Raw genomic sequence first — 19,559 nt, forward strand, 5'->3', positions numbered from 1 at the left:
CAATGGTAGTAGGAGATTTCGCAATCGAAACAGATACGATTGTCGTTGGAGCAGGACCAGGTGGATATGTAGCAGCAATCCGTGCTGCGCAGCTTGGACAAAAAGTAACCATCGTTGAAAAAGGAGAACTAGGCGGTGTCTGCTTAAACGTTGGTTGTATTCCTTCTAAGGCATTAATTACAGCTGCTCATCGTTATGAGCAAGCTAAACATTCAGATGATATCGGAATTGTAGCTGAAAACGTTACAGTTAACTTTGACAAAGTTCAAGAATGGAAAGCTAGTGTTGTGAACAAGCTTACTGGCGGAGTAGAAGGACTTTTAAAAGGAAACAAAGTGGAAATTGTTCGTGGTGAAGCTTACTTTGTTGATGCGAATACACTTCGTGTAATGGATGAAAATTCTGCACAAACATATAAATTTAAAAATGCAATTGTCGCAACAGGGTCTCATCCAATCGAAATTCCTAACTTTAAATTTTCTGAGCGGGTTATCAACTCAACAGGCGCTTTAGCACTGAAAGAAGTTCCAGCTAAAATGGTAGTAGTTGGCGGCGGATATATTGGCGCTGAGTTATCTACAGCTTATGCAAACTTCGGAACAGAAGTAACGATTCTTGAAGGTGCCAGCGAAATCTTAAATGGTTTTGAAAAGCAAATGTCTGCTCTTGTTAAACGTAACTTGAAGAAAAAAGGCGTGAAAATTGTTACGAAGGCAATGGCAAAAGCTGCTGAGGAAACAGAAAACGGCGTAACGGTTACTTATGAAGTAGACGGCAAAGAAGAAAAAGTCGAAGCGGATTATGTACTTGTTACGGTTGGCCGTAAGCCAAATACACAAGAATTAGGCCTTGAGCAGGCTGGCGTGAAAATCACAGACCGCGGCTTAATTGAAATTGATAAACAGTGCCGTACAAGCGTATCTAACATTTATGCTATTGGAGATATTGTACAAGGTCCTCCATTGGCTCATAAAGCTTCTTATGAAGGAAAAGTAGCAGCAGAAGCTATAGCAGGCGAGCGTTCTGAAATTGATTACATGGCCATCCCAGCTGTGTGCTTCACTGAGCCTGAATTAGCAGTTGTCGGCTACACAGAGGCAGAAGCGAAAGAAGAGGGAATCGAAGTAATCGCAGCGAAATTCCCGTTTGCAGCTAACGGCCGTGCATTAGCACTTAACAGCACAGACGGCTTTGTTAAGCTTGTTACACGCAAGGAAGACGGATTGCTTGTTGGTGCGCAAATTGCTGGATCTGGCGCATCTGACATGATTGCTGAACTTGGACTTGCTATTGAAGCAGGCATGACAGCAGAGGATATTGCGATGACCATCCATGCCCATCCAACATTAGGTGAAATTGCTATGGAAGCTGCTGAAGTAGCTCTTGGCACACCTATCCATATTGTAAAATAATAACTAAAATAGAACTGCCCAAAGAGGGCAGTTCTATTTTTTTGAGAGTGTAGATAAAGTCTATTTTTTAGCTGGATTTGGTTAAGAATCATCCTCCGCAGCCATAAACTAAAGTAGCAAACAAAAAGAATGGGCGGAGGAGCTATGAGTTATTATATTGTGTTTATCTTTCACTTAATGATTTGGAGCTTTTATACACTGGCAGCCTGGCTGTCAAATGGGGATTCAAAAACGTTTCGAGGACTTTTATTTATTGTTTTTTTCTACCTTTGCATGACAGCGGCTGAAAAAATACTGCATTCACAGCGAAAAGGTTTTTTTATGACAGTTTCTACTTTGATCTTTTATTGGACAGGCAAGCTGGCTGTTGATCAGCTGTTTCATATCTTTTCTACTTCCTTTTGAGCTTTGTTACACTGGAAGAAACAAGTGGAAAGAAGGGAAAGGATGAGAAAACTAACCATTTTATGTACGCTCTTGCTTTTGATCGGATGCAGTAATCAAGGCGTTCAGGAACAAAAAGAAGAGACAGCTCCTCCAGAGGAAAAGAAAGCATTAAATCAACAGACGGATAAGGGGGAAGGCGACAGGCTGGCTGATAAAGAAAGAAAGGCTCCTCTTTATCGAGTGAACCAGAAGAATTGGTCGATGGAACCCATTGGAAAAGCCAACCCTGCAGCAGTGTTGCTCACGATTGATGATGCGCCTGAAAGGTATGCGTTAGAAATGGCCAAAATACTTAAAAAAGAAAAAGCTTCCGCTATTTTCTTCGTCAATGGAAAGTTTTTAGAGGAAGATAACAACAAAAGAATGTTAGAGGAAATAGCTCAAATGGGGTTTGAGATCGGCAATCACACTTATTCTCACAAAGATTTAAAGAGCTTGCCAGAGGCGGAGCAGAAGGAAGAAATTTTAAAGGTAAATAAAATAGTGGAAAAAATCACAGGGAAGCGTCCTGTCTTTTTCCGCGCTCCGTTTGGACATTACACAGATTTTTCTAAACAGGTTATTTTAGAAGAAAAAATGATCCCTATGAATTGGACATACGGGTACGATTGGGAGAAGGAATATCAGAAGAAGGAAAGCTTATCCGATGTAATGGTGAATACACCCTTCCTCATCAACGGCGCCAATTTATTAATGCACGACAGACAATGGACAAAAGAAGCTTTAAGTGATATCGTGAGCGGAATTCGTGGGAAAGGGTATGAAATTATTGACCCGAAGACGATTCAAACAAAATGAAGGGAAGCGCAGTCGGCCTTGACGGTGACACTCTATCTCCAAATAACTAAACCCATTCTCCATACGGAGAATGGGTTTAACTGTGCATTTGAGTGTAAACCTTATATAAATAAAAAACATACTGCTTAAATGAAATGGAACTCTTATTATGGCGTATGACAAAGTGGCGCGGCTTATAAGTCAAGTAACTTCTTGTTAAGACCGAGAGTTTTGCCAAATGTTTAAAATCTAGTCGTGCAGCTGAATTTTTTAGATAGGCTGATTGATAACCTCCGGGCTTTCTTCTTCTATTTAAATGTACAATGATTTGTTGGGCGGTCTCTATTCCTATTCCGTGTCCGAAATAGGTCCCGTCTTCAAGAACAACCGCATTTTCTCCTCTCCACCAGGAGGTGGCAGGATCAAAGTCAGGATTATCAAAATAAACAACATCTCCGGGCAAGAAATAATTTGTCTCAACCGTGTGAATGCCGAGATCAGGATCAAAATGCCAGCTGTATAAATAGAGGTTTTGGAATAAGCGATTAAACACATATTTACCGAGACTATTTAGAACGGCATGATAGTAGATAATCATTTTTGCAGTTGCACATTCAAATGCGTACATAGAGCTATTCTCAAAAATATCTTCGATCGCCTCGGACGGGGGGACATTAGGTTTCAGCCGGAAGCCGCCGATTCTCGTTAATTGCCAGTATTGCGGGTTGCAACGGGACTTTTCAAACGTTTCAAATCGCGCATTTCCTTCGTTCATCATTCGTGCACTGGCTATAATATTTTTTCGTAACGTAACCTCAAAGATTAACTCCTCAATAGAGTCGTAGGAATACACAACGGGAGTTTTATTCATACGTTGAACAATGATGTCTTCGACTCTGCCGATTGGCCACATACTGCTTTGTTGAAAAGGGACTCCTGCTAGCTGTATCATACTCTCCCTCATTTCGGATATAAGTAATTTTATATACTCTTAACTAATGTATTTTCATTCTGTTTGAATATGTATTTGGACAAAACAACTAAAGTGTATTCTCATTTATTCGGAGTTAAGAAATGATAGTAAGCCTTACATTTTATCCTAGTGATATTCCTCGAAATTTTACAATGGTTGTTTTCTTCTTTAAGAAAGATAACTCAAATTTTTATAAAAAGGGTAAATGTGTCATACAATAAGAGCTTGAAAATCTAATTATGTTATATTATTATATTATTAAATAATAAAAACGTTTACAAATCATTGGAAAGGGATGTGTAATGTGGGCACAATTATTTGTAAATCATGTATGAACACAATCGAGTATTTTGAGGACGAAAAAGTTTCTGTTGCTTATTCATATTGCGGCTGTGAAGAAGAAACTGAGTTGGACGACTGATTAAATAAACATATGACAGATACAAGAAACCCGGAAGCGGCTGCTTCCGGGTTTCTTGTTAGATTATATAATCGCTTTTCGTTCTTTGATCACTCTTAATGTCTTCAATTCAAAGTCTTCTGGGCCTTGGACCGGCAATCCGGCTTCTTGATTTTTCTGAATGTATAGGAGGTTCTCTTCGGTAACAATTTCTCCAGGAATAAAAATTGGAATGCCTGGCGGATATACCATGACGAATTCAGCAATAATTCGGCCTGTTGATTCTTCGAATGGCACAATTTCTGTATCAGCGTAAAAAGCATCTCGCGGTGATAACGCCAATAGTGGAATATCCGGGAGGAGCACTTCGTTATGAAGTTTTGCTTCCGTTCCTTCGAACACATCTGCCATGTGGGCAAGAGCGCGGATTAAAAGGTCAGCCTCTCTTTCGGTATCTCCTGGTGTCACAATACAGAGAATGTTATATAAGTCTGAAAGCTCTACTTCAATATTATAATTTTCTCTTAGCCAATTTTCTGCTTCATGCCCTGTCATGCCTAATTGTTTTACAGAAATAATTAGTTTAGTCGGATCGTAGTCATACGTCGCTTTCGAACCGAGTATTTCTGAGCCTACACAGCAGAGGTTCGGAATTTCATTAATTTGTTCACGCATAGAACGGGCAAGTGAAATAGCTTCCCCGATTAATTTCTCTCCCTCGATGGCAAGACGTCTTCTTGCTGCGTCAAGAGAAGCAAGTAATAGGTAAGAGGTAGAAGTTGTTGTTAACATACTTAAAATAGTTTGCACGCGCTTTGGTGAAATTAGTCCCTCTTTCATATTTAAAACGGAACTTTGAGTTAAAGAGCCGCCAAGCTTATGCACACTCGTTGCTGCCATGTCTGCTCCTGCTTGCATTGCAGACATTGGCAGTTCATCGTGAAAGTGAATATGAACACCATGTGCTTCATCAACAAGAACAGGTACATTAAATGAATGAGCGATTTCAACAATTTGTTTTAAATCGCCGGAAATACCAAAATAGGTTGGATTAATAACGAGCAATCCTTTAGCATCTGGATGTTCGTTTAATGCCCGGCTAACGGCATCCGTCGTAATGCCATGGGAAATCCCAAGTTCTGGGTCGATTTCAGGGTGGATAAAAATTGGTACTGCACCAGAAAAGACAATGGCTGTCATGACAGACTTGTGGACGTTTCGGGGCACAATAATTTTATCTCCAGGTCCGCAGACCGTCATAACCATCGCCATGATGGCTCCACTTGTGCCTTGAACAGAGAAAAATGTATGATCTGCTCCAAATGCCTCTGCCGCCAAATCTTGAGCCTGCTGGATCATACCTTGAGGATGATGGAGGTCATCGAGCGGCAATATATTAATTAAATCGATAGAAAGAGCATTTTCTCCAATGAATTGGCGAAACTCAGGGTCCATTCCGCTGCCTTTTTTGTGGCCTGGAATATGAAATTGTACCGGATTTTTTGCTGCATGGGCCTTTAAGCCGGTGAACAATGGTGTATCAAATTGTGACAATTTACATTTCACCTCATTTATTATAACGTATCTATTTGTGCAAGAGCTTTAGAAACACAAGAAATTATAGCATGTTCATAAAGCTTTGCCTAGCATACGAAGTAATATGCAATCAGAATGAAAAGAGGAGGACAACGGATGGAATACTCATACCCTTTTTCGCCAGACTGGTCAACAGAAGAAGTTATTGATGTCATTAAATTTTTTGAAGCGATTGAGCGAGCATATGAAGCTGGAGTCAATAAGGAGGAATTAATGGCCATTTACCGGCGATTCAAAGAAATTGTGCCGAGCAAATCAGAGGAAAAGCGGCTATGCAATGAATTTGAAGAAGTAAGTGGATACTCTTCTTATCGTGCGATACAGCAGATGAAGTCTGCCGCTGTTGGTGAAAAAATAAAAATGAAATAAAACAGCAGGACAACAGAAAAGAGCCAAACAAAATAGCCCTTCCAAAAGTATATTTTGGAAGGGCTATTTTGTTTAAGACAATTTATATAGGGGTATTAATTTTACAAACGCATCATAAATAAACGCCACTAAATCGGGACCATTTAGCTGGATGGCTTTTTCTCTCGGTAAGTGGATACCACAAAGAATTTCCGACTTTTTTACGGATTGGAGGCGCTGGAACAAATGAAGTAATTGCTCATCAGACAAATCTTTCATCTTGGTCGCTTCCGGTTTTCTATGATCATCGGACCAAAGGAACTCGCTGGGAATGTTTTTTCGTAAATAAGGTATCTTTTCCTCGAAGAGAGAACCAATAGCCGCTTTATTCGGAGCTTCATCTATTACGGCATACCAAATAAACAAATGCGATTCCCATAATCCGATTTGAAAGTGAGAGTGTTTTTTGTACCCGCGTTTGTTATCAGCAAAGGCAACCCATGTATCATTTGGCGGATTCACTGTCCGGCGGGCATGCTTAGCTACATGTGGAAACATTTCATTTCCTGCTAAAACGCTTAGCTCCCCGGCGAAATGATCCCCTAAAAATTCTAATTTCGGCCGAATCAATGCTTTCAAAGCGGTCATCCTTTCATCTAAACCGTCGATTCGGAAAACATCGAAATCAGCTTGAGTAAAGCCATTAAAGTTCATAAAGTATCCTCCCAATTCTTACTTGAGGATAGTTTATCATAAAAAAATATGTAAATAGAAATACTATGCAGTAGAAACAAATAAAGCAAACTAGCCCCATTCAATGAGAGATTAAGGTTTCCCATAATTCCAAAATCAGAAAAATAAAAGGAGTGCTCACGAATGAAACAAGTAATGAATGGAATGTATACACAAACGCCATCAAAGGAGAAATTGGCTGTTATCCGTTTAGAATTGGATTATGAATTAGCGGTACTTTATGAAGCAATGAAGGAAAAGAATGATGACCAGATGAAGAGATCGAAAGAAAGGCTCAATATTCTGCGTGAACAAATGCTGAAAATGGAAGCGTAATGAAGAATGATAAGAAAGGGATAGACACGAACGATGAATAAAGAACGGGCTCGCTGTCGATATTGAGCGGGGCCGTTTTTATTTTGCAAAAAGAGATAGATATACTATAATTTGATGTAGATGGATGGACGTTACATAATTTTCCACGGTGGAGGAATAGTTATGGCAAATTGGACGGAAATAGATCAGCAAGTAAAGACGTGGATTATGGAAGCAGGAGCTTCTATTCGTGAATCTTTTAAACACTCCCTAAGCATTCACACAAAATCAAATCCCAATGATTTAGTAACGAATATTGATGAAGAAACAGAGCGGTTTTTTATTTCTAATATTCGAGCGGCATATCCTGGCCATAGTATATTAGGAGAAGAAGGGCAGGGAGATGACCTTACTTCACTTAAAGGAATTGTATGGATGATTGATCCTATCGATGGAACGATGAATTTTGTTCATCAGCAGCGCCATTTTGCTATTTCGATTGGCATTTATGAAAATGGAGTCGGGCGCCTAGGCTATGTTTATGACGTGACTCATGATGAATTATACTATGCTGAACGGGGGAAAGGGGCGTACATGAACGGGGTGAGGCTACCTTCCTTAACCGAGGTTAGGCTAGAAAAAGCACTCGTTGCGGTTAATGCTACATGGCTGGTAAAAAACAAATATTTTGATGAAAAGAAGCTAGTCGACTTAGCGATAAGAGCAAGAGGTACCCGTTCATACGGCTCGGCTGCAATCGAGCTTGCTTATGTGGCATCAGGCCGGTTAGATTGTTATTTATCCATGAGGCTGTCTCCGTGGGATTTCGCTGCTGGAAAGATTTTAGTAGAAGAAGTGGGAGGCATTATGACGAATTTAGCAGGAGAAGAATTGGATCTGCTGAAAACGAACAGCATTTTTGCTGGGGCTCCTGTCCTTCATGGCCAAATATTAAACGATTTTTTAGTAAGAAAGTGAAAATGAAAAAGGATGCGAACACATTCGCATCCTTTTTTGATTCAGGCTGTTGACAAGCACTCACTTTCTGGCTTGCTCGCCTGACCATGTTGCTTAGGGCTGTTGGTTCTTCTGCTCTTCGTTGGGTTTGGAGCCTAGATTTCAATCAGCCTAAGGGCATTGTAAACATATATGGAAAAACAATCGTCATATTGTGAGTTTGATCTATAGCTTTCCGGCTCTTCTCATTTTTGCTTTTGTAGAGAAACCGAATCCCATAACAGCAATAAGAGCTACAATACATAAAATAAGGCCTAATATACTTTGCTCTCCTATAGCAATTCCCATGCCAATCATGCAGGCTGCAGCAGCAACAGCAAAGAGTACAAAAATCCACTTAATTTCTTTCACAACAAGAGCCTCCTTTTTTTCTATTGTACAAGATTTTTAAAGACAGAGAAACCTTTAATATCAATTAGAATTTCAATCCAACTTATGATATAATAATCCAGTTACAAAAGCGACTTTTATGGATTTGAGGTTTTTTATTAGTCAGGAGGAACTAATTTGAATACAAGAAATGATTTAAGAAACATTGCGATCATCGCTCACGTTGACCACGGGAAAACGACTCTCGTTGATCAGCTGCTCAAACAATCAGGGAGCTTCAGAAGCAATGAGCATGTAGAGGAACGGGCGATGGATTCAGGTGATATCGAAAGAGAACGTGGTATTACCATCTTAGCCAAAAATACAGCCATTCAATATAAAGATACAAAAATCAACATTCTTGACACGCCAGGACATGCGGATTTTGGCGGTGAAGTAGAGCGTATTATGAAAATGGTTGACGGGGTTTTACTTGTTGTAGATGCTTACGAAGGATGTATGCCGCAAACAAGGTTCGTGTTGAAAAAAGCCCTTGAACAAAATCTGCGTCCAATCGTTGTGGTGAACAAGATTGACCGTGATTTCGCGCGTCCAGAAGAAGTAGTAGATGAGGTGCTTGAGCTTTTTATCGAGCTTGATGCGAATGATGAACAGCTTGAATTTCCGGTTATTTACGCTTCTGGTATTAACGGAACAGCCAGTGCAACTCCTGACAAGCAGGATGAGAATATGGAATCTTTGTTTGATGCTATCGTTGAGCATATTCCTGCACCAATTGATAATAGCAGCGAACCGCTTCAATTCCAAGTCGCCCTGCTTGATTATAATGACTACGTTGGCCGTATCGGGATCGGACGTGTATTCCGCGGCACGATCAAAGTCGGCGAACAAGTAGCGTTAATGAAAGTAGATGGAACAGTTAAACAATTTCGTGTAACGAAGCTATTTGGTTTCATGGGACTAAAGAGAATTGAGATTCAAGAAGCGAGCGCGGGGGACTTAATTGCCGTTTCTGGAATGGAGGACATTAACGTTGGTGAAACGGTATGTCCAGTTGATTATCAAGAGGCCCTTCCGATTCTCCATATTGACGAGCCGACTTTACAAATGACTTTCCTCGTGAATAATAGTCCGTTTGCCGGTCGTGAAGGAAAGTTTGTAACAGCGAGAAAAATCCAAGAGCGTCTTGAAGCTCAGTTAGAAACAGATGTAAGTCTTCGGGTAGAGGATACCGATTCGCCGGATGCCTGGATTGTTTCCGGACGCGGTGAATTGCATTTATCGATTTTGTTAGAAAATATGCGGCGTGAAGGTTTTGAAATTCAAGTTTCTAAACCACAGGTTATTGTGAAAGAAATCGATGGAGTACGTTGTGAACCAGTGGAACGTGTACAAATTGACGTGCCTGAAGAGTACACAGGAGCTATTATTGAATCATTAGGCTCGCGTAAAGGTGAAATGCTTGATATGATTAATAATGGAAACGGCCAAGTACGTTTGATCTTCATGGTTCCTGCCCGTGGATTAATTGGCTACACTACGGAATTCTTGACGATGACCCGTGGTTACGGAATTATTAATCATACATTTGACAGCTACCAACCAATGCAGCCAGGACGTGTAGGCGGCCGCCGTCAAGGTGTGCTTGTGTCTATAGAAACCGGAAAAGCTTCTCAGTACGGAATTATGCAAGTAGAAGACCGTGGAACGATTTTCGTCGAGCCTGGAACAGAAATTTATGGCGGCATGATTGTTGGGGAGCATACGCGTGAAAATGATTTGACAGTGAATATTACAAAAGTGAAACAAGCAACGAACGTGCGATCTGCCACAAAAGATCAAACGACAACGATGAAAAAACCGCGCATTATGTCGCTTGAAGAAGCACTTGAGTATTTAAATGATGATGAATACTGCGAGTTAACACCACAGTCTATTCGTTTACGCAAAAAAATTCTTGATAAAAATGAACGGGAGCGGGCAGCCAAAAAGAAGAAATATGAAGAAATTTAACTTGTAAGGGAGAGATAGGGAGTGGAAGGATTAGAACACGTCAGCCCGCTGCTAGGAGCCTTAATTAAGGGAGTTGGAGGAGCCTATTGGGCGGTAAGAATTTATTGGCTGGCCATTATACTGCTTTGTGTTCTTGTCTACAACCTCGGCTTTGCTAAGAAATTATCTTTAGGAAAAAACATTGTTGTCTATGTATCACTCATTGTCGGGTCGCTGCTTTTGCTTATCCTGTCTTATCAGCTGCCTGTTGTAGAGAGTTTGATTGTAGCCGCGCTTGTACTCGGTGTATATAAATTCAGGCTCAAGATGCATAAGGAAGAGAATCAAAATTAAAAGAACCGCCTAGATGAATGGCACCTCTATTTCATAATAGAGGTGCCGTTTACTTAAGCGGTTCTTTTTAGTTGTTTGTGTTAAAATCTGCAGCTATAAAATTTCCTGCTCCTTGCCTGAACGATAAATATGAAACTTGCCGGTAGCAATTCGCTCTTTTGTTTTTTCAGCGATTCTTTCATTGCAATCAGCGCACATATACGTATGAATTGGTCTGTTTCTTAACCGTTTGGCAATGGGGAGCTGATCATCAATTTTTTCGATTTTTTCGCATAAAATACATTTAGCTCTCACTTCAGCTACCTCCAGCTTTTTTGTCAATTATATCATGGATCATCGGATAGCGTCTCCTCATAGAGAAAAAGGAGAGTTACAAATTCGGCAGGTCTCGTTCGATTATGTATAATAAAGACAGAAGGAGGGGATGAATTTGGCTAACAGAGTAGAGACTTACTTAATACCGGCTTTGTTTGAAGCTTTGCAGGAGGATCGTCTTGTTACGATTGCGACGATTGATGGGGAATCCGGGAACCCTGCTATTCACGCCATTTCTTGGATACGGGCATTGGATGAGAAACTGCTGCGCATTGCCGTCCACAGCCGGTCGCGCATGGTAGAAAACTTGAAGCATAACCCTGCAGTAGCGATTCACTTATTGGCAAATGAATCTGCTTACTCGATATCTGGTATCGGAAGAATCCTCACTGAAAGAGCGGCTGATGTATCTGTACAAACAGCGATCATCGAAATTCATGTAACGGAGATTCGGGATGTGATGTTTTACGGGTCAAAAATTACTTCGGAACCAAAGCATGAAAAAACATATGATGAACAAGCAGCTAAAAATCTGGATCGTCAAGTGTTAGAAGCATTGAGAAAAGGAGGCTGATGTATAGGTAGCCTCCTTTTTAAAAATAGGTATATGGACTTGATCATCTGTTTTTATTTAGATGCTCCATTTTATTTTTGATGATTTGATTGTTCTTCCTGCTGTTTTTCTAAATTATGGGATTCAGATGGGGATAAGTTTTTCTTTGGCTGTTCTGTTGGTTTGGTGCGATCTGGTTCTATTAAATGGCCAGGGAATTCAGGCATGGCCCGGCCAGTAATATCGGCCAATTCGTTAGCAAGACCTTGCAGTGGCCGGCCATTTTCGATATCTTGGCCAACTTCTTTTAGACGAGCATATAAGTCAGGGTCTGCTACGACAATAGACTCTGCTCCGTATGGCTGGTGTTTGAGACCTTCAGCGACTGTATACTTGATTGAACCAACCTCTGAACGATCTAAATCGGCATCTACGTCAATCCCGACGATCGCGTATCGTCCCCAAGCTACAGCTGTTGCGTCGTTCACTCCCGGCATCGTACGTGCCGTAGCTGCAAGTCGGCGGGAAGCTTCTCTCATGGAAATACGTTCTCTGTTACTTGGTTCACTATTATTTACTTGTGCCTTATAAGGCGTTTCATCGTTCGTGTTTCTTGTTGTATTTACCCCTGCGCCTTCTTTTTGAGCGCAGCCAAAAAGAAGAAAGATCGCTAGGAAGGGGAGAATCCGTTTCATGCTTGTCACCTCTTTAATTGATGGATAAGACGGCTCTCTATATTTTGCGATTCTCTTCTAATCTTATTCATGCAGGCATATATTTTTAACAGCCTTTGCTCAATCGTTGAACGCAGCACCATTTATTCTCATATAATAAAAAAAGATGAACAAAGCAGGAGGCGTATCGTTGAGTAAAATTTATGTGCTGGATACCAATGTCTTGTTGCAGGATCCATACGCTATTTTTTCTTTCGAAGAAAATGAAGTTGTCATCCCAGCAGTAGTACTCGAAGAATTGGATTCAAAGAAACGATATATGGATGAAATCGGAAGAAACGCCAGGCTTGTGTCAAAGTTAATCGATAAGATGCGGGAAACCGGAAAGCTGCATGAGGGGGTTAAATTAGAGAACGGAGGAAGTTTAAGAATTGAACTGAATCACCGTTCTTTTCAAAAGCTTCAAGATATATTTGTTGAGAATACGAATGATAACCGTATCTTAGCGGTAGCCAAGAATTTATCTCTTGAGGAAGAAGCGAAAGCGGACGGCCATGCGGTCATTTTGGTAAGCAAGGATACACTTGTACGAGTAAAGGCTGATGCACTCGGATTACAGGCAGAGGACTTCTTAAGCGACCGTGTTATTGAAATGAGTGATATCTATAAAGGCTTTTTGAAAATATATGTATCCAAACAAGCGCTTGACTTGTTTTATCAAAAAGGGGAGCTTCCACTTTCAGAAATTGCCCATCATCCTTTTTATCCGAATCAATTCCTCGTATTAAAAGACGCGCTTGGCAGTTCCGCATCTGCGGTTGGTATAGTAGATACGCGTGGGAAATGCTTGAAAAAGCTTTTATATAATGAAGAGATCATTTGGGGAATTAAGCCAAGAAATGTCCAACAAATGATGGCTATTGAACTTTTAATGAGACCCGATATTCCGCTTGTAACCATGGCAGGAAAAGCAGGGACAGGGAAGACACTCATTGCACTTGCGGCGGGGCTTTTGCAAACAGAAGATTTGCAGCTCTTTAAAAAATTGCTTGTCGCCCGCCCGATTGTTCCGGTCGGAAAAGATCTTGGTTATTTGCCCGGCGAAAAGCAAGAAAAATTGCGTCCGTGGGTCCAGCCAATTTATGATAATTTAGAGTACTTATTTAATACGAAAAAGCCGGGGGAGATTGACCAAATTCTAGCGGGACTTCACTCGGTGGAAGTTGAAGCTCTTACTTATATACGAGGAAGAAGCATTCCTGAACAATATATTATCATTGATGAAGCACAAAATTTAACGAAGCATGAAGTAAAAACGATTCTCACGAGAGTGGGGGAACGGAGCAAGATTGTGTTAATGGGAGATACAGCCCAAATTGATCACCCGTATTTAGATGAATACAATAACGGATTAACATACGCTATTGAAAAATTTAAAGACCAGACTGTTGCGGGGCATATTAAATTGCTGAAAGGCGAGCGGTCAGGGCTTGCTCAGTTAGCGGCTGATATATTGTAATAAGACCTAATTCAAGAAAAAAGCCAGACACCTTGTTTGCGTTAAAGGTGTCTGGCTGTTCGGCTTATGAAAGGGATGAGCCTATTCAACTCGGAATGAGGCAACGTGTTTAATCGGGTTTTCCCGATTTGATCCATCTTTGAAAAGAACGTGGACGGGCCCATCTTCACGAAGAGGCTTACCTTTTTTGGAGAAAGCGAGGATGATTTCGCTAGCTTTCTCTAGGGGCAGTGTGATCTCTTCAGCCATTGTTTCAATCACGAGAGATTGAGCATCTGCGGCGGGCTCGGCATTTTTTAAAAATGGCTCAAAAGGGATGCCAAATGTACCGGTTAGTACTTTTTCCTTTTCATATTTTTTCTCAGATTTAATAGTCGGTGGGAATACAGCTCCCTCACGGATTTCTTTATCCCAAAACTTAGATACATTCTTTGTATATTCCTCGTCTGCATGTAAGCTGTTGTCTTCCTCGATATCAAAGTATGTATCCAAGTCAATGCGACGGTCATCAAAGATCCAAACTCCTGAATCTAAAGTGATGGGAAACTTAACGTTTCCTTTAATAGACATTGTTGTATTCATAGGGGTTCCCCCTTAGTTAATTTGATGTTCCAAATAGATTATAACGCTAGAACCTTCTCTTGTCAGGGGATAAATTCGAAATCCCTTGCAAATTAGTCAAATTAACGATAAAATTTTATAAGATACAGTCAATTTATTGCGCTGAACAGGGGGAGTTAGATATGGCATCTGAATTAAAAGTCAATCACAGGGAAAAAGCCTACTCTCTATTAGAAGCAGATGCGGGAAAGATCTTGCGGCTCATAAAAGTTCAAATGGACAACTTAACGATGCCCCAGTGTCCTCTGTATGAAGAGGTGCTGGACACCCAGATGTTTGGCTTATCCCGTGAAATAGATTTTGCGATTCGTTTAGGATTGGTCGATGAAAAAGATGGAAAGGAACTGATTGATTCGCTTGAACGGGAATTATCAGCTCTCCATGAAGCGTCTACTCGAAAATAAACGGCAAAAAACTCAAACACCTTATATCGATGTTTGAGTTTTTTTTACATAAAATGATCCAAATTTAGCTTGCACTGAGATGTAAGAGATAGGAAGATTAATATGTGGAAAAAAATAATTAGATCATACGACTACTCACTCATAGCAGCTTTCTTTCTGCTTTGCTTGTTTGGGTTGATGATGGTTTACAGTGCCAGCTCTGTAACAGCAGTACAACGCTATGAAGTAGCAAGCGATTACTTTTACAACAAGCAAAAGATTCATATTATGATAGCCTCTTTTTTCTTCATCGCAGCGGCTATCTTTCCGTATAAGGCTTATAAAAATAGTAAATTTTTATTTTTTATGGTAGCAGGTATTGTTGCTCTTTTAGGTATTCTATCTTTTTATGGAACGATTTCAAATAACGCAAGAAGCTGGATTCGTATTGGAGGTTTTTCACTTCAACCGTCAGAATTTGCTAAGCTTGTGATTATTATTTATATGTCAGCTATCTATGCTAAAAAGCAAAAATATATTAACTCATTCAATAAAGGGGTTACGCCGCCGGTTATCTTACTAGTTTTTTTATGTATGATCATCGCTAGTGAGCCGGACTTTGGTACAGCATTTATTATCTTTCTTATTGGCTGTACGATTATTATTTCTTCCGGTATGAAATTTAAAAGTATGTGGAAACTTGTCGTTCTTGGCATGATGGCTGCTTTAATTTTATCGCCGCTTATTCTTTATAAAAAAGACGACATTTTCACGGAAGGAAAGATGAGCCGCATCAATGGCTATCTGGATCCTTTTGAACATCAAGAAGGCGATGGATATCAACTCGTAAATTCCTACCTAGCCATTGGTTCAGGCGGTGTTTTAGGAAGAGGATTAGGACAAAGCGTGCAAAAGTTGGGGTATTTACCAGAGCCGCACACAGATTTTATCATCTCGGTTATTTCAGAAGAACTAGGTGTCTTTGGAGTCACGATTGTAGTAGGAGGCCTATGCTTTATTGTTTTAAGAGGCATTTACATTGCGATCAAGTGTCGAGATCCGTTTGGAACGATGATGGCTGTCGGGATTGCAAGCATGATTGCTATTCAATCAGCTATTAACCTTGGCGGGGTAACAGGGGTAATTCCAATCACGGGGGTTCCATTGCCGTTCATTAGCTATGGAGGATCGTCACTCATTTTGTTAGCTATTTCGCTTGGCATTCTTGTTAACATCTCTATGTTTGCCAAATATGAACAGCTGTACAAAAAGTAATGCTTACTTTAGTCATAAAAAGGTTCAGTTAACTGAACCTTTTTATATATATTTACTCGTACAACAGGGGAGAGATGAAAATGCGAAAAATCAGTAAAGTGCTGGTTGCTAACAGGGGAGAAATTGCCATTCGCGTATTTCGTGCCTGTACGGAGCTCCATATCCGGACAGTAGCGATTTACTCTAAGGAAGATTCAGGGTCCTATCACCGTTACAAAGCGGACGAAGCCTATCTTGTGGGGAAAGGCAAGAAGCCGATTGACGCTTATCTTGATATTGAAAACATTATCGAGATTGCTAAACAGGCAGAAGTTGATGCGATTCACCCAGGGTATGGTTTTTTATCAGAAAATATCGAATTTGCTAAACGCTGTGAGGAAGAAGGCATTATTTTTATCGGTCCTACTTCCCAGCATTTAGATATGTTTGGAGATAAAGTCAAAGCGAGAATCCAGGCGCAGCGGGCGGACATTCCGGTTATTCCAGGGACAGACGGCCCTGTTGACAGCTTAGAAGAAGTGGTAGCATTTGGCCGGGAGCACGGCTTTCCGCTCATGATCAAAGCAGCGCTCGGCGGCGGCGGCCGCGGCATGCGGATTGTCCATAATGTCGAAGAAGTAAAAGAAGCATACGAGCGGGCCAAGTCAGAAGCGAAAGCAGCGTTTGGCAATAGCGAAGTATATGTAGAAAAGTTTGTCCAGAATCCGAAACATATTGAAGTGCAGATTCTTGGTGACCACCAAGGGGATATTGTTCACTTATACGAACGGGACTGTTCTGTACAGCGCCGCCATCAAAAAGTCGTAGAAGTCGCACCATGCGTGTCGTTGCCTGAAGATTTGCGCAATGACATTTGTGAAGCAGCTGTCAAGCTCATGAAAAACGTGGACTACTTAAATGCAGGGACCGTCGAATTCCTTGTAGCGGGCGATCAATTCTATTTTATTGAAGTGAACCCGCGTGTCCAGGTAGAGCATACCATTACGGAAATGATCACGGGCATTGATATTGTCCAATCCCAAATTTTAATTGCAGAAGGCCACTCGTTACATAGCGAAACAGTCGGCATTCCCGCACAAAAAGACATTACGATTCATGGCTATGCGATCCAGTCCCGTGTGACAACGGAGGACCCGCTGAATGACTTCATGCCGGATACGGGCAAAATCATGGCATATCGCTCCGGCGGCGGTTTTGGGGTCCGCTTGGATGCAGGAAACGGCTTCCAAGGATCCATCATTACACCTTACTATGACTCGCTGCTTGTGAAAGTCTCCACACAAGCGCTCACCTTTGAACAGGCCGCTTCGAAGATGCTGCGGAATTTAAAGGAATTTCGGATTCGGGGCATTAAGACGAATATTCCGTTCCTTGAAAATGTCATGCGGCATGAAAACTTTATTACCGGAAATTATGATACTTCATTTATTGATACGACGCCGGAATTATTCGACTTTCCGAAAAGCAAAGACCGCGGAACGAAAATGCTGAATTATATTGGCAATGTCACGATCAATGGCTTCCCGGGCATTGAGAAAAAGAAAAAGCCGCTTTTTGATCCGCCTCCCGTTCCGAATGTGAACCGTTTAGAGGCAGCTGCCTCCGGCACGAAACAAATTTTAGACGAAAGAGGCGCGGATGGTTTGGTGGAGTGGGTGAAATCCCGGTCAGAGGTCCTCTTAACGGATACAACCTTCCGGGATGCCCATCAGTCGCTGCTCGCTACCCGTGTGCGGACTCACGATCTTCTTCAGATCGCCGAGCCGACGGCGAAGCTGCTGCCAGAAGCTTTCTCTTTAGAAATGTGGGGCGGTGCCACGTTTGATGTCTCGTACCGTTTCTTAAAAGAAGATCCGTGGGAGCGGTTAGCAGCCTTACGGGAAAAAGTGCCGAACGTTTTGTTCCAAATGCTCCTTCGAGCATCAAATGCTGTTGGCTATACCAACTATCCGGATAACGTGATCCGGGAGTTCGTAGATCAATCAGCCGCTTCGGGCATTGATGTGTTCCGGATTTTTGACAGCTTAAACTGGATTAAAGGGATGGAAACCGCGATTGATGCCGTTCGCCAAACGGGCAAGATTGCCGAGGCAACGATTTGTTACACCGGGGATATTGATGATCCAGCCCGTCCAAAATACAACATTCAGTATTATAAAGACATGGCGAAAGAACTCGAACAGCAGGGGGCCCACATTCTTGGCATTAAAGATATGGCCGGCTTGTTAAAGCCGCAGGCAGCGTACCGGTTAATTTCGGAATTAAAAGCGACGGTCGATCTGCCGATCCACTTGCATACTCACGATACGAGCGGAAATGGCGTTTACATGTATGCGAAAGCGATTGAAGCCGGGGTGGATATCGTCGATGTAGCGGTCAGCTCCATGGCGGGCTTGACGTCTCAGCCGAGTGCCAGCACCCTTTGTTATGCATTAAAAGGCACGGAGCGCGAGCCATCTGTCCGGGTAGAAGCGCTTGAACAGCTGTCCCGCTATTGGGAAGGCGTCCGTCATTATTATCAAGACTTTGAAAGCGGTATGAAGGCGCCGCATACAGAAATTTATGAGCATGAAATGCCGGGCGGCCAGTACAGCAACCTCCAGCAGCAGGCAAAAGCCGTCGGGCTTGGCGAACGCTGGGAAGAAGTGAAAGACATGTACAGCCGGGTGAACATGATGTTCGGGGATATCGTCAAAGTAACGCCGTCTTCCAAAGTCGTAGGCGACATGGCACTCTTTATGGTGCAAAATGACCTGACGGAAGAAGAAGTGCTGGAAAGAGGCGCTAAAATCGACTTCCCGGATTCCGTTATCGAGCTGTTTGAAGGCTATTTGGGCCAGCCGTACGGCGGGTTTCCGAAACAGCTGCAAAAGGTCATCCTAAAAGGAAAAGAACCGCTCACGGTTCGTCCAGGCGAGCTATTGAAAGAGGTTGATTTCAACGCGCTGCGGGAAGAGCTTCAGCAAGAGATGGAAGGAAAAGTAACGGATCATGATGTCATCGCGTATGCGTTGTATCCAAAAGTATTTATGGACTATGTGAAAACGATTGATCAATTTGGAGACGTTTCCGTGCTGGACACACCGACGTTCCTATACGGGATGAGACTCGGGGAAGAAATTGAAATCGAGATTGAAACCGGAAAAACGTTGATTGTGAAGCTGGTATCGATCGGACAGGCCCAGACAGACGGCACACGGGTGGTCTATTTTGAATTAAACGGCCAGCCTCGTGAAGTGGTCATTAAAGACGAAAGCATCAAGTCTTCCGTGGCCTCGAAAATCAAAGCCGATCCGAAAAATGAAAGCCATCTGGCGGCGACGATGCCAGGGACGGTCATTAAAGTGCTCGTTGAAAAAGGGGAAAAAGTCGTCCAGGGAGATCATTTAATGATCACCGAAGCGATGAAAATGGAAACGACGGTTCAGGCGCCTTTTTCCGGCACGGTGACAAATATCCACGTTCAAAATGGAGAAGCCATCTCTACAGGAGATCTGCTTGTTGAGTTGGAAAGATAAAAAAGAAG

At 41.8% G+C, this 19,559-nt stretch carries 21 protein-coding genes; 14 read left to right on the top strand and 7 right to left on the bottom strand.

The window, feature by feature from the left end:
- Positions 1-2: 2 nt before the first annotated feature.
- From lpdA to AC623_RS05385, 3 genes are all read left to right on the top strand, one after another.
- Positions 3-1,412: a dihydrolipoyl dehydrogenase gene (lpdA, locus tag AC623_RS05375; RefSeq protein WP_049661295.1), complete on the top strand. Its 1,410-nt coding sequence runs from the start codon at positions 3-5 to the stop codon at positions 1,410-1,412.
- A 144-nt stretch (positions 1,413-1,556) separates the two neighbouring features.
- Positions 1,557-1,817: a hypothetical protein gene (locus tag AC623_RS05380; protein WP_049661296.1), complete on the top strand. Its 261-nt coding sequence runs from the start codon at positions 1,557-1,559 to the stop codon at positions 1,815-1,817.
- 42 nt (positions 1,818-1,859) lie between these two features.
- The gene (locus tag AC623_RS05385; protein WP_049661299.1) at positions 1,860-2,657 is read left to right on the top strand and encodes a polysaccharide deacetylase family protein; all 798 of its coding nucleotides are present in this window, start codon (positions 1,860-1,862) and stop codon (positions 2,655-2,657) included.
- A gap of 76 nt (positions 2,658-2,733) precedes the next feature.
- On the opposite strand, the gene AC623_RS05390 is transcribed toward AC623_RS05385, so the two are convergent.
- On the bottom strand, positions 2,734-3,588 hold the full coding sequence (locus AC623_RS05390) for a protein-glutamine gamma-glutamyltransferase (protein WP_049661300.1): 855 nt from the start codon (positions 3,586-3,588) through the stop codon (positions 2,734-2,736).
- A gap of 316 nt (positions 3,589-3,904) precedes the next feature.
- Between AC623_RS05390 and AC623_RS20920 the strand changes: the two genes are divergently transcribed.
- Entirely contained in the window at positions 3,905-4,030 is a 126-nt protein-coding gene (locus AC623_RS20920) for a GapA-binding peptide SR1P (protein WP_442853526.1), read from the top strand.
- Between the two features lie 63 nt (positions 4,031-4,093).
- Here AC623_RS20920 and AC623_RS05395 read toward each other — a convergent pair whose 3' ends face one another.
- A complete protein-coding gene (locus tag AC623_RS05395) occupies positions 4,094-5,563 on the bottom strand; it encodes an aminotransferase class I/II-fold pyridoxal phosphate-dependent enzyme (RefSeq protein WP_049661301.1) in 1,470 nt (489 codons plus the stop codon).
- Positions 5,564-5,701: 138 nt separating this feature from the next.
- Between AC623_RS05395 and AC623_RS05400 the strand changes: the two genes are divergently transcribed.
- Positions 5,702-5,974 carry a UPF0223 family protein gene (locus AC623_RS05400; protein ID WP_049661304.1) on the top strand — a complete coding sequence of 91 codons (273 nt, stop codon included), beginning with the start codon at positions 5,702-5,704 and terminating at the stop codon, positions 5,972-5,974.
- A 72-nt stretch (positions 5,975-6,046) separates the two neighbouring features.
- On the opposite strand, the gene AC623_RS05405 is transcribed toward AC623_RS05400, so the two are convergent.
- The gene (locus AC623_RS05405) at positions 6,047-6,667 is read right to left on the bottom strand and encodes a YktB family protein (RefSeq protein WP_049661306.1); all 621 of its coding nucleotides are present in this window, start codon (positions 6,665-6,667) and stop codon (positions 6,047-6,049) included.
- A 162-nt stretch (positions 6,668-6,829) separates the two neighbouring features.
- Here AC623_RS05405 and AC623_RS05410 point away from each other — a divergent pair, with 162 nt between their 5' ends.
- Both AC623_RS05410 and AC623_RS05415 read left to right on the top strand, forming a co-directional pair.
- Positions 6,830-7,021, top strand: coding sequence for a hypothetical protein (locus AC623_RS05410; protein WP_049661308.1), 192 nt, complete (start codon positions 6,830-6,832; stop codon positions 7,019-7,021).
- Positions 7,022-7,183: 162 nt separating this feature from the next.
- Positions 7,184-7,978 (top strand): inositol monophosphatase family protein, encoded by a 795-nt coding sequence (locus AC623_RS05415; protein WP_049661309.1) that lies wholly within the window; start codon positions 7,184-7,186, stop codon positions 7,976-7,978.
- Between the two features lie 204 nt (positions 7,979-8,182).
- On the opposite strand, the gene AC623_RS05420 is transcribed toward AC623_RS05415, so the two are convergent.
- A complete protein-coding gene (locus AC623_RS05420; RefSeq protein WP_049661311.1) occupies positions 8,183-8,368 on the bottom strand; it encodes a YlaF family protein in 186 nt (61 codons plus the stop codon).
- A 156-nt stretch (positions 8,369-8,524) separates the two neighbouring features.
- Between AC623_RS05420 and typA the strand changes: the two genes are divergently transcribed.
- Together typA and AC623_RS05430 are read left to right on the top strand one after the other, a co-directional pair.
- Positions 8,525-10,360 carry a translational GTPase TypA gene (typA, locus tag AC623_RS05425; RefSeq protein ID WP_049661312.1) on the top strand — a complete coding sequence of 612 codons (1,836 nt, stop codon included), beginning with the start codon at positions 8,525-8,527 and terminating at the stop codon, positions 10,358-10,360.
- A gap of 21 nt (positions 10,361-10,381) precedes the next feature.
- Complete coding sequence (locus AC623_RS05430; protein WP_077247321.1) at positions 10,382-10,693, top strand: YlaH-like family protein; 312 nt, start codon at positions 10,382-10,384, stop codon at positions 10,691-10,693.
- Positions 10,694-10,786: 93 nt separating this feature from the next.
- Here AC623_RS05430 and AC623_RS05435 read toward each other — a convergent pair whose 3' ends face one another.
- Positions 10,787-10,987 (bottom strand): YlaI family protein, encoded by a 201-nt coding sequence (locus AC623_RS05435; RefSeq protein WP_049666286.1) that lies wholly within the window; start codon positions 10,985-10,987, stop codon positions 10,787-10,789.
- A 136-nt stretch (positions 10,988-11,123) separates the two neighbouring features.
- Between AC623_RS05435 and AC623_RS05440 the strand changes: the two genes are divergently transcribed.
- Positions 11,124-11,582 (top strand): pyridoxamine 5'-phosphate oxidase family protein, encoded by a 459-nt coding sequence (locus AC623_RS05440; protein ID WP_049661315.1) that lies wholly within the window; start codon positions 11,124-11,126, stop codon positions 11,580-11,582.
- A 71-nt stretch (positions 11,583-11,653) separates the two neighbouring features.
- Here AC623_RS05440 and AC623_RS05445 read toward each other — a convergent pair whose 3' ends face one another.
- A complete protein-coding gene (locus AC623_RS05445) occupies positions 11,654-12,256 on the bottom strand; it encodes a YhcN/YlaJ family sporulation lipoprotein (protein ID WP_049661316.1) in 603 nt (200 codons plus the stop codon).
- Positions 12,257-12,425: 169 nt separating this feature from the next.
- Here AC623_RS05445 and AC623_RS05450 point away from each other — a divergent pair, with 169 nt between their 5' ends.
- Positions 12,426-13,754 carry a PhoH family protein gene (locus AC623_RS05450; RefSeq protein ID WP_049661318.1) on the top strand — a complete coding sequence of 443 codons (1,329 nt, stop codon included), beginning with the start codon at positions 12,426-12,428 and terminating at the stop codon, positions 13,752-13,754.
- Positions 13,755-13,835: 81 nt separating this feature from the next.
- Here AC623_RS05450 and AC623_RS05455 read toward each other — a convergent pair whose 3' ends face one another.
- Positions 13,836-14,336, bottom strand: coding sequence for a hypothetical protein (locus AC623_RS05455; protein WP_049661319.1), 501 nt, complete (start codon positions 14,334-14,336; stop codon positions 13,836-13,838).
- 161 nt (positions 14,337-14,497) lie between these two features.
- On the opposite strand from AC623_RS05455, the gene AC623_RS05460 reads away from it, so the two are divergent.
- From AC623_RS05460 to pyc, 3 genes are all read left to right on the top strand, one after another.
- Positions 14,498-14,779: a YlaN family protein gene (locus tag AC623_RS05460; protein ID WP_049661321.1), complete on the top strand. Its 282-nt coding sequence runs from the start codon at positions 14,498-14,500 to the stop codon at positions 14,777-14,779.
- A gap of 102 nt (positions 14,780-14,881) precedes the next feature.
- Entirely contained in the window at positions 14,882-16,033 is a 1,152-nt protein-coding gene (locus AC623_RS05465; RefSeq protein WP_049661322.1) for an FtsW/RodA/SpoVE family cell cycle protein, read from the top strand.
- 80 nt (positions 16,034-16,113) lie between these two features.
- Positions 16,114-19,551 carry a pyruvate carboxylase gene (gene pyc, locus AC623_RS05470; RefSeq protein ID WP_197090944.1) on the top strand — a complete coding sequence of 1,146 codons (3,438 nt, stop codon included), beginning with the start codon at positions 16,114-16,116 and terminating at the stop codon, positions 19,549-19,551.
- Positions 19,552-19,559 lie beyond the last annotated feature (8 nt).

The organism is Bacillus sp. FJAT-27231, from assembly GCF_001183975.1.
In the GTDB taxonomy this organism is placed as follows: Bacteria; Bacillota; Bacilli; order Bacillales; family Domibacillaceae; genus Pseudobacillus; species Pseudobacillus wudalianchiensis.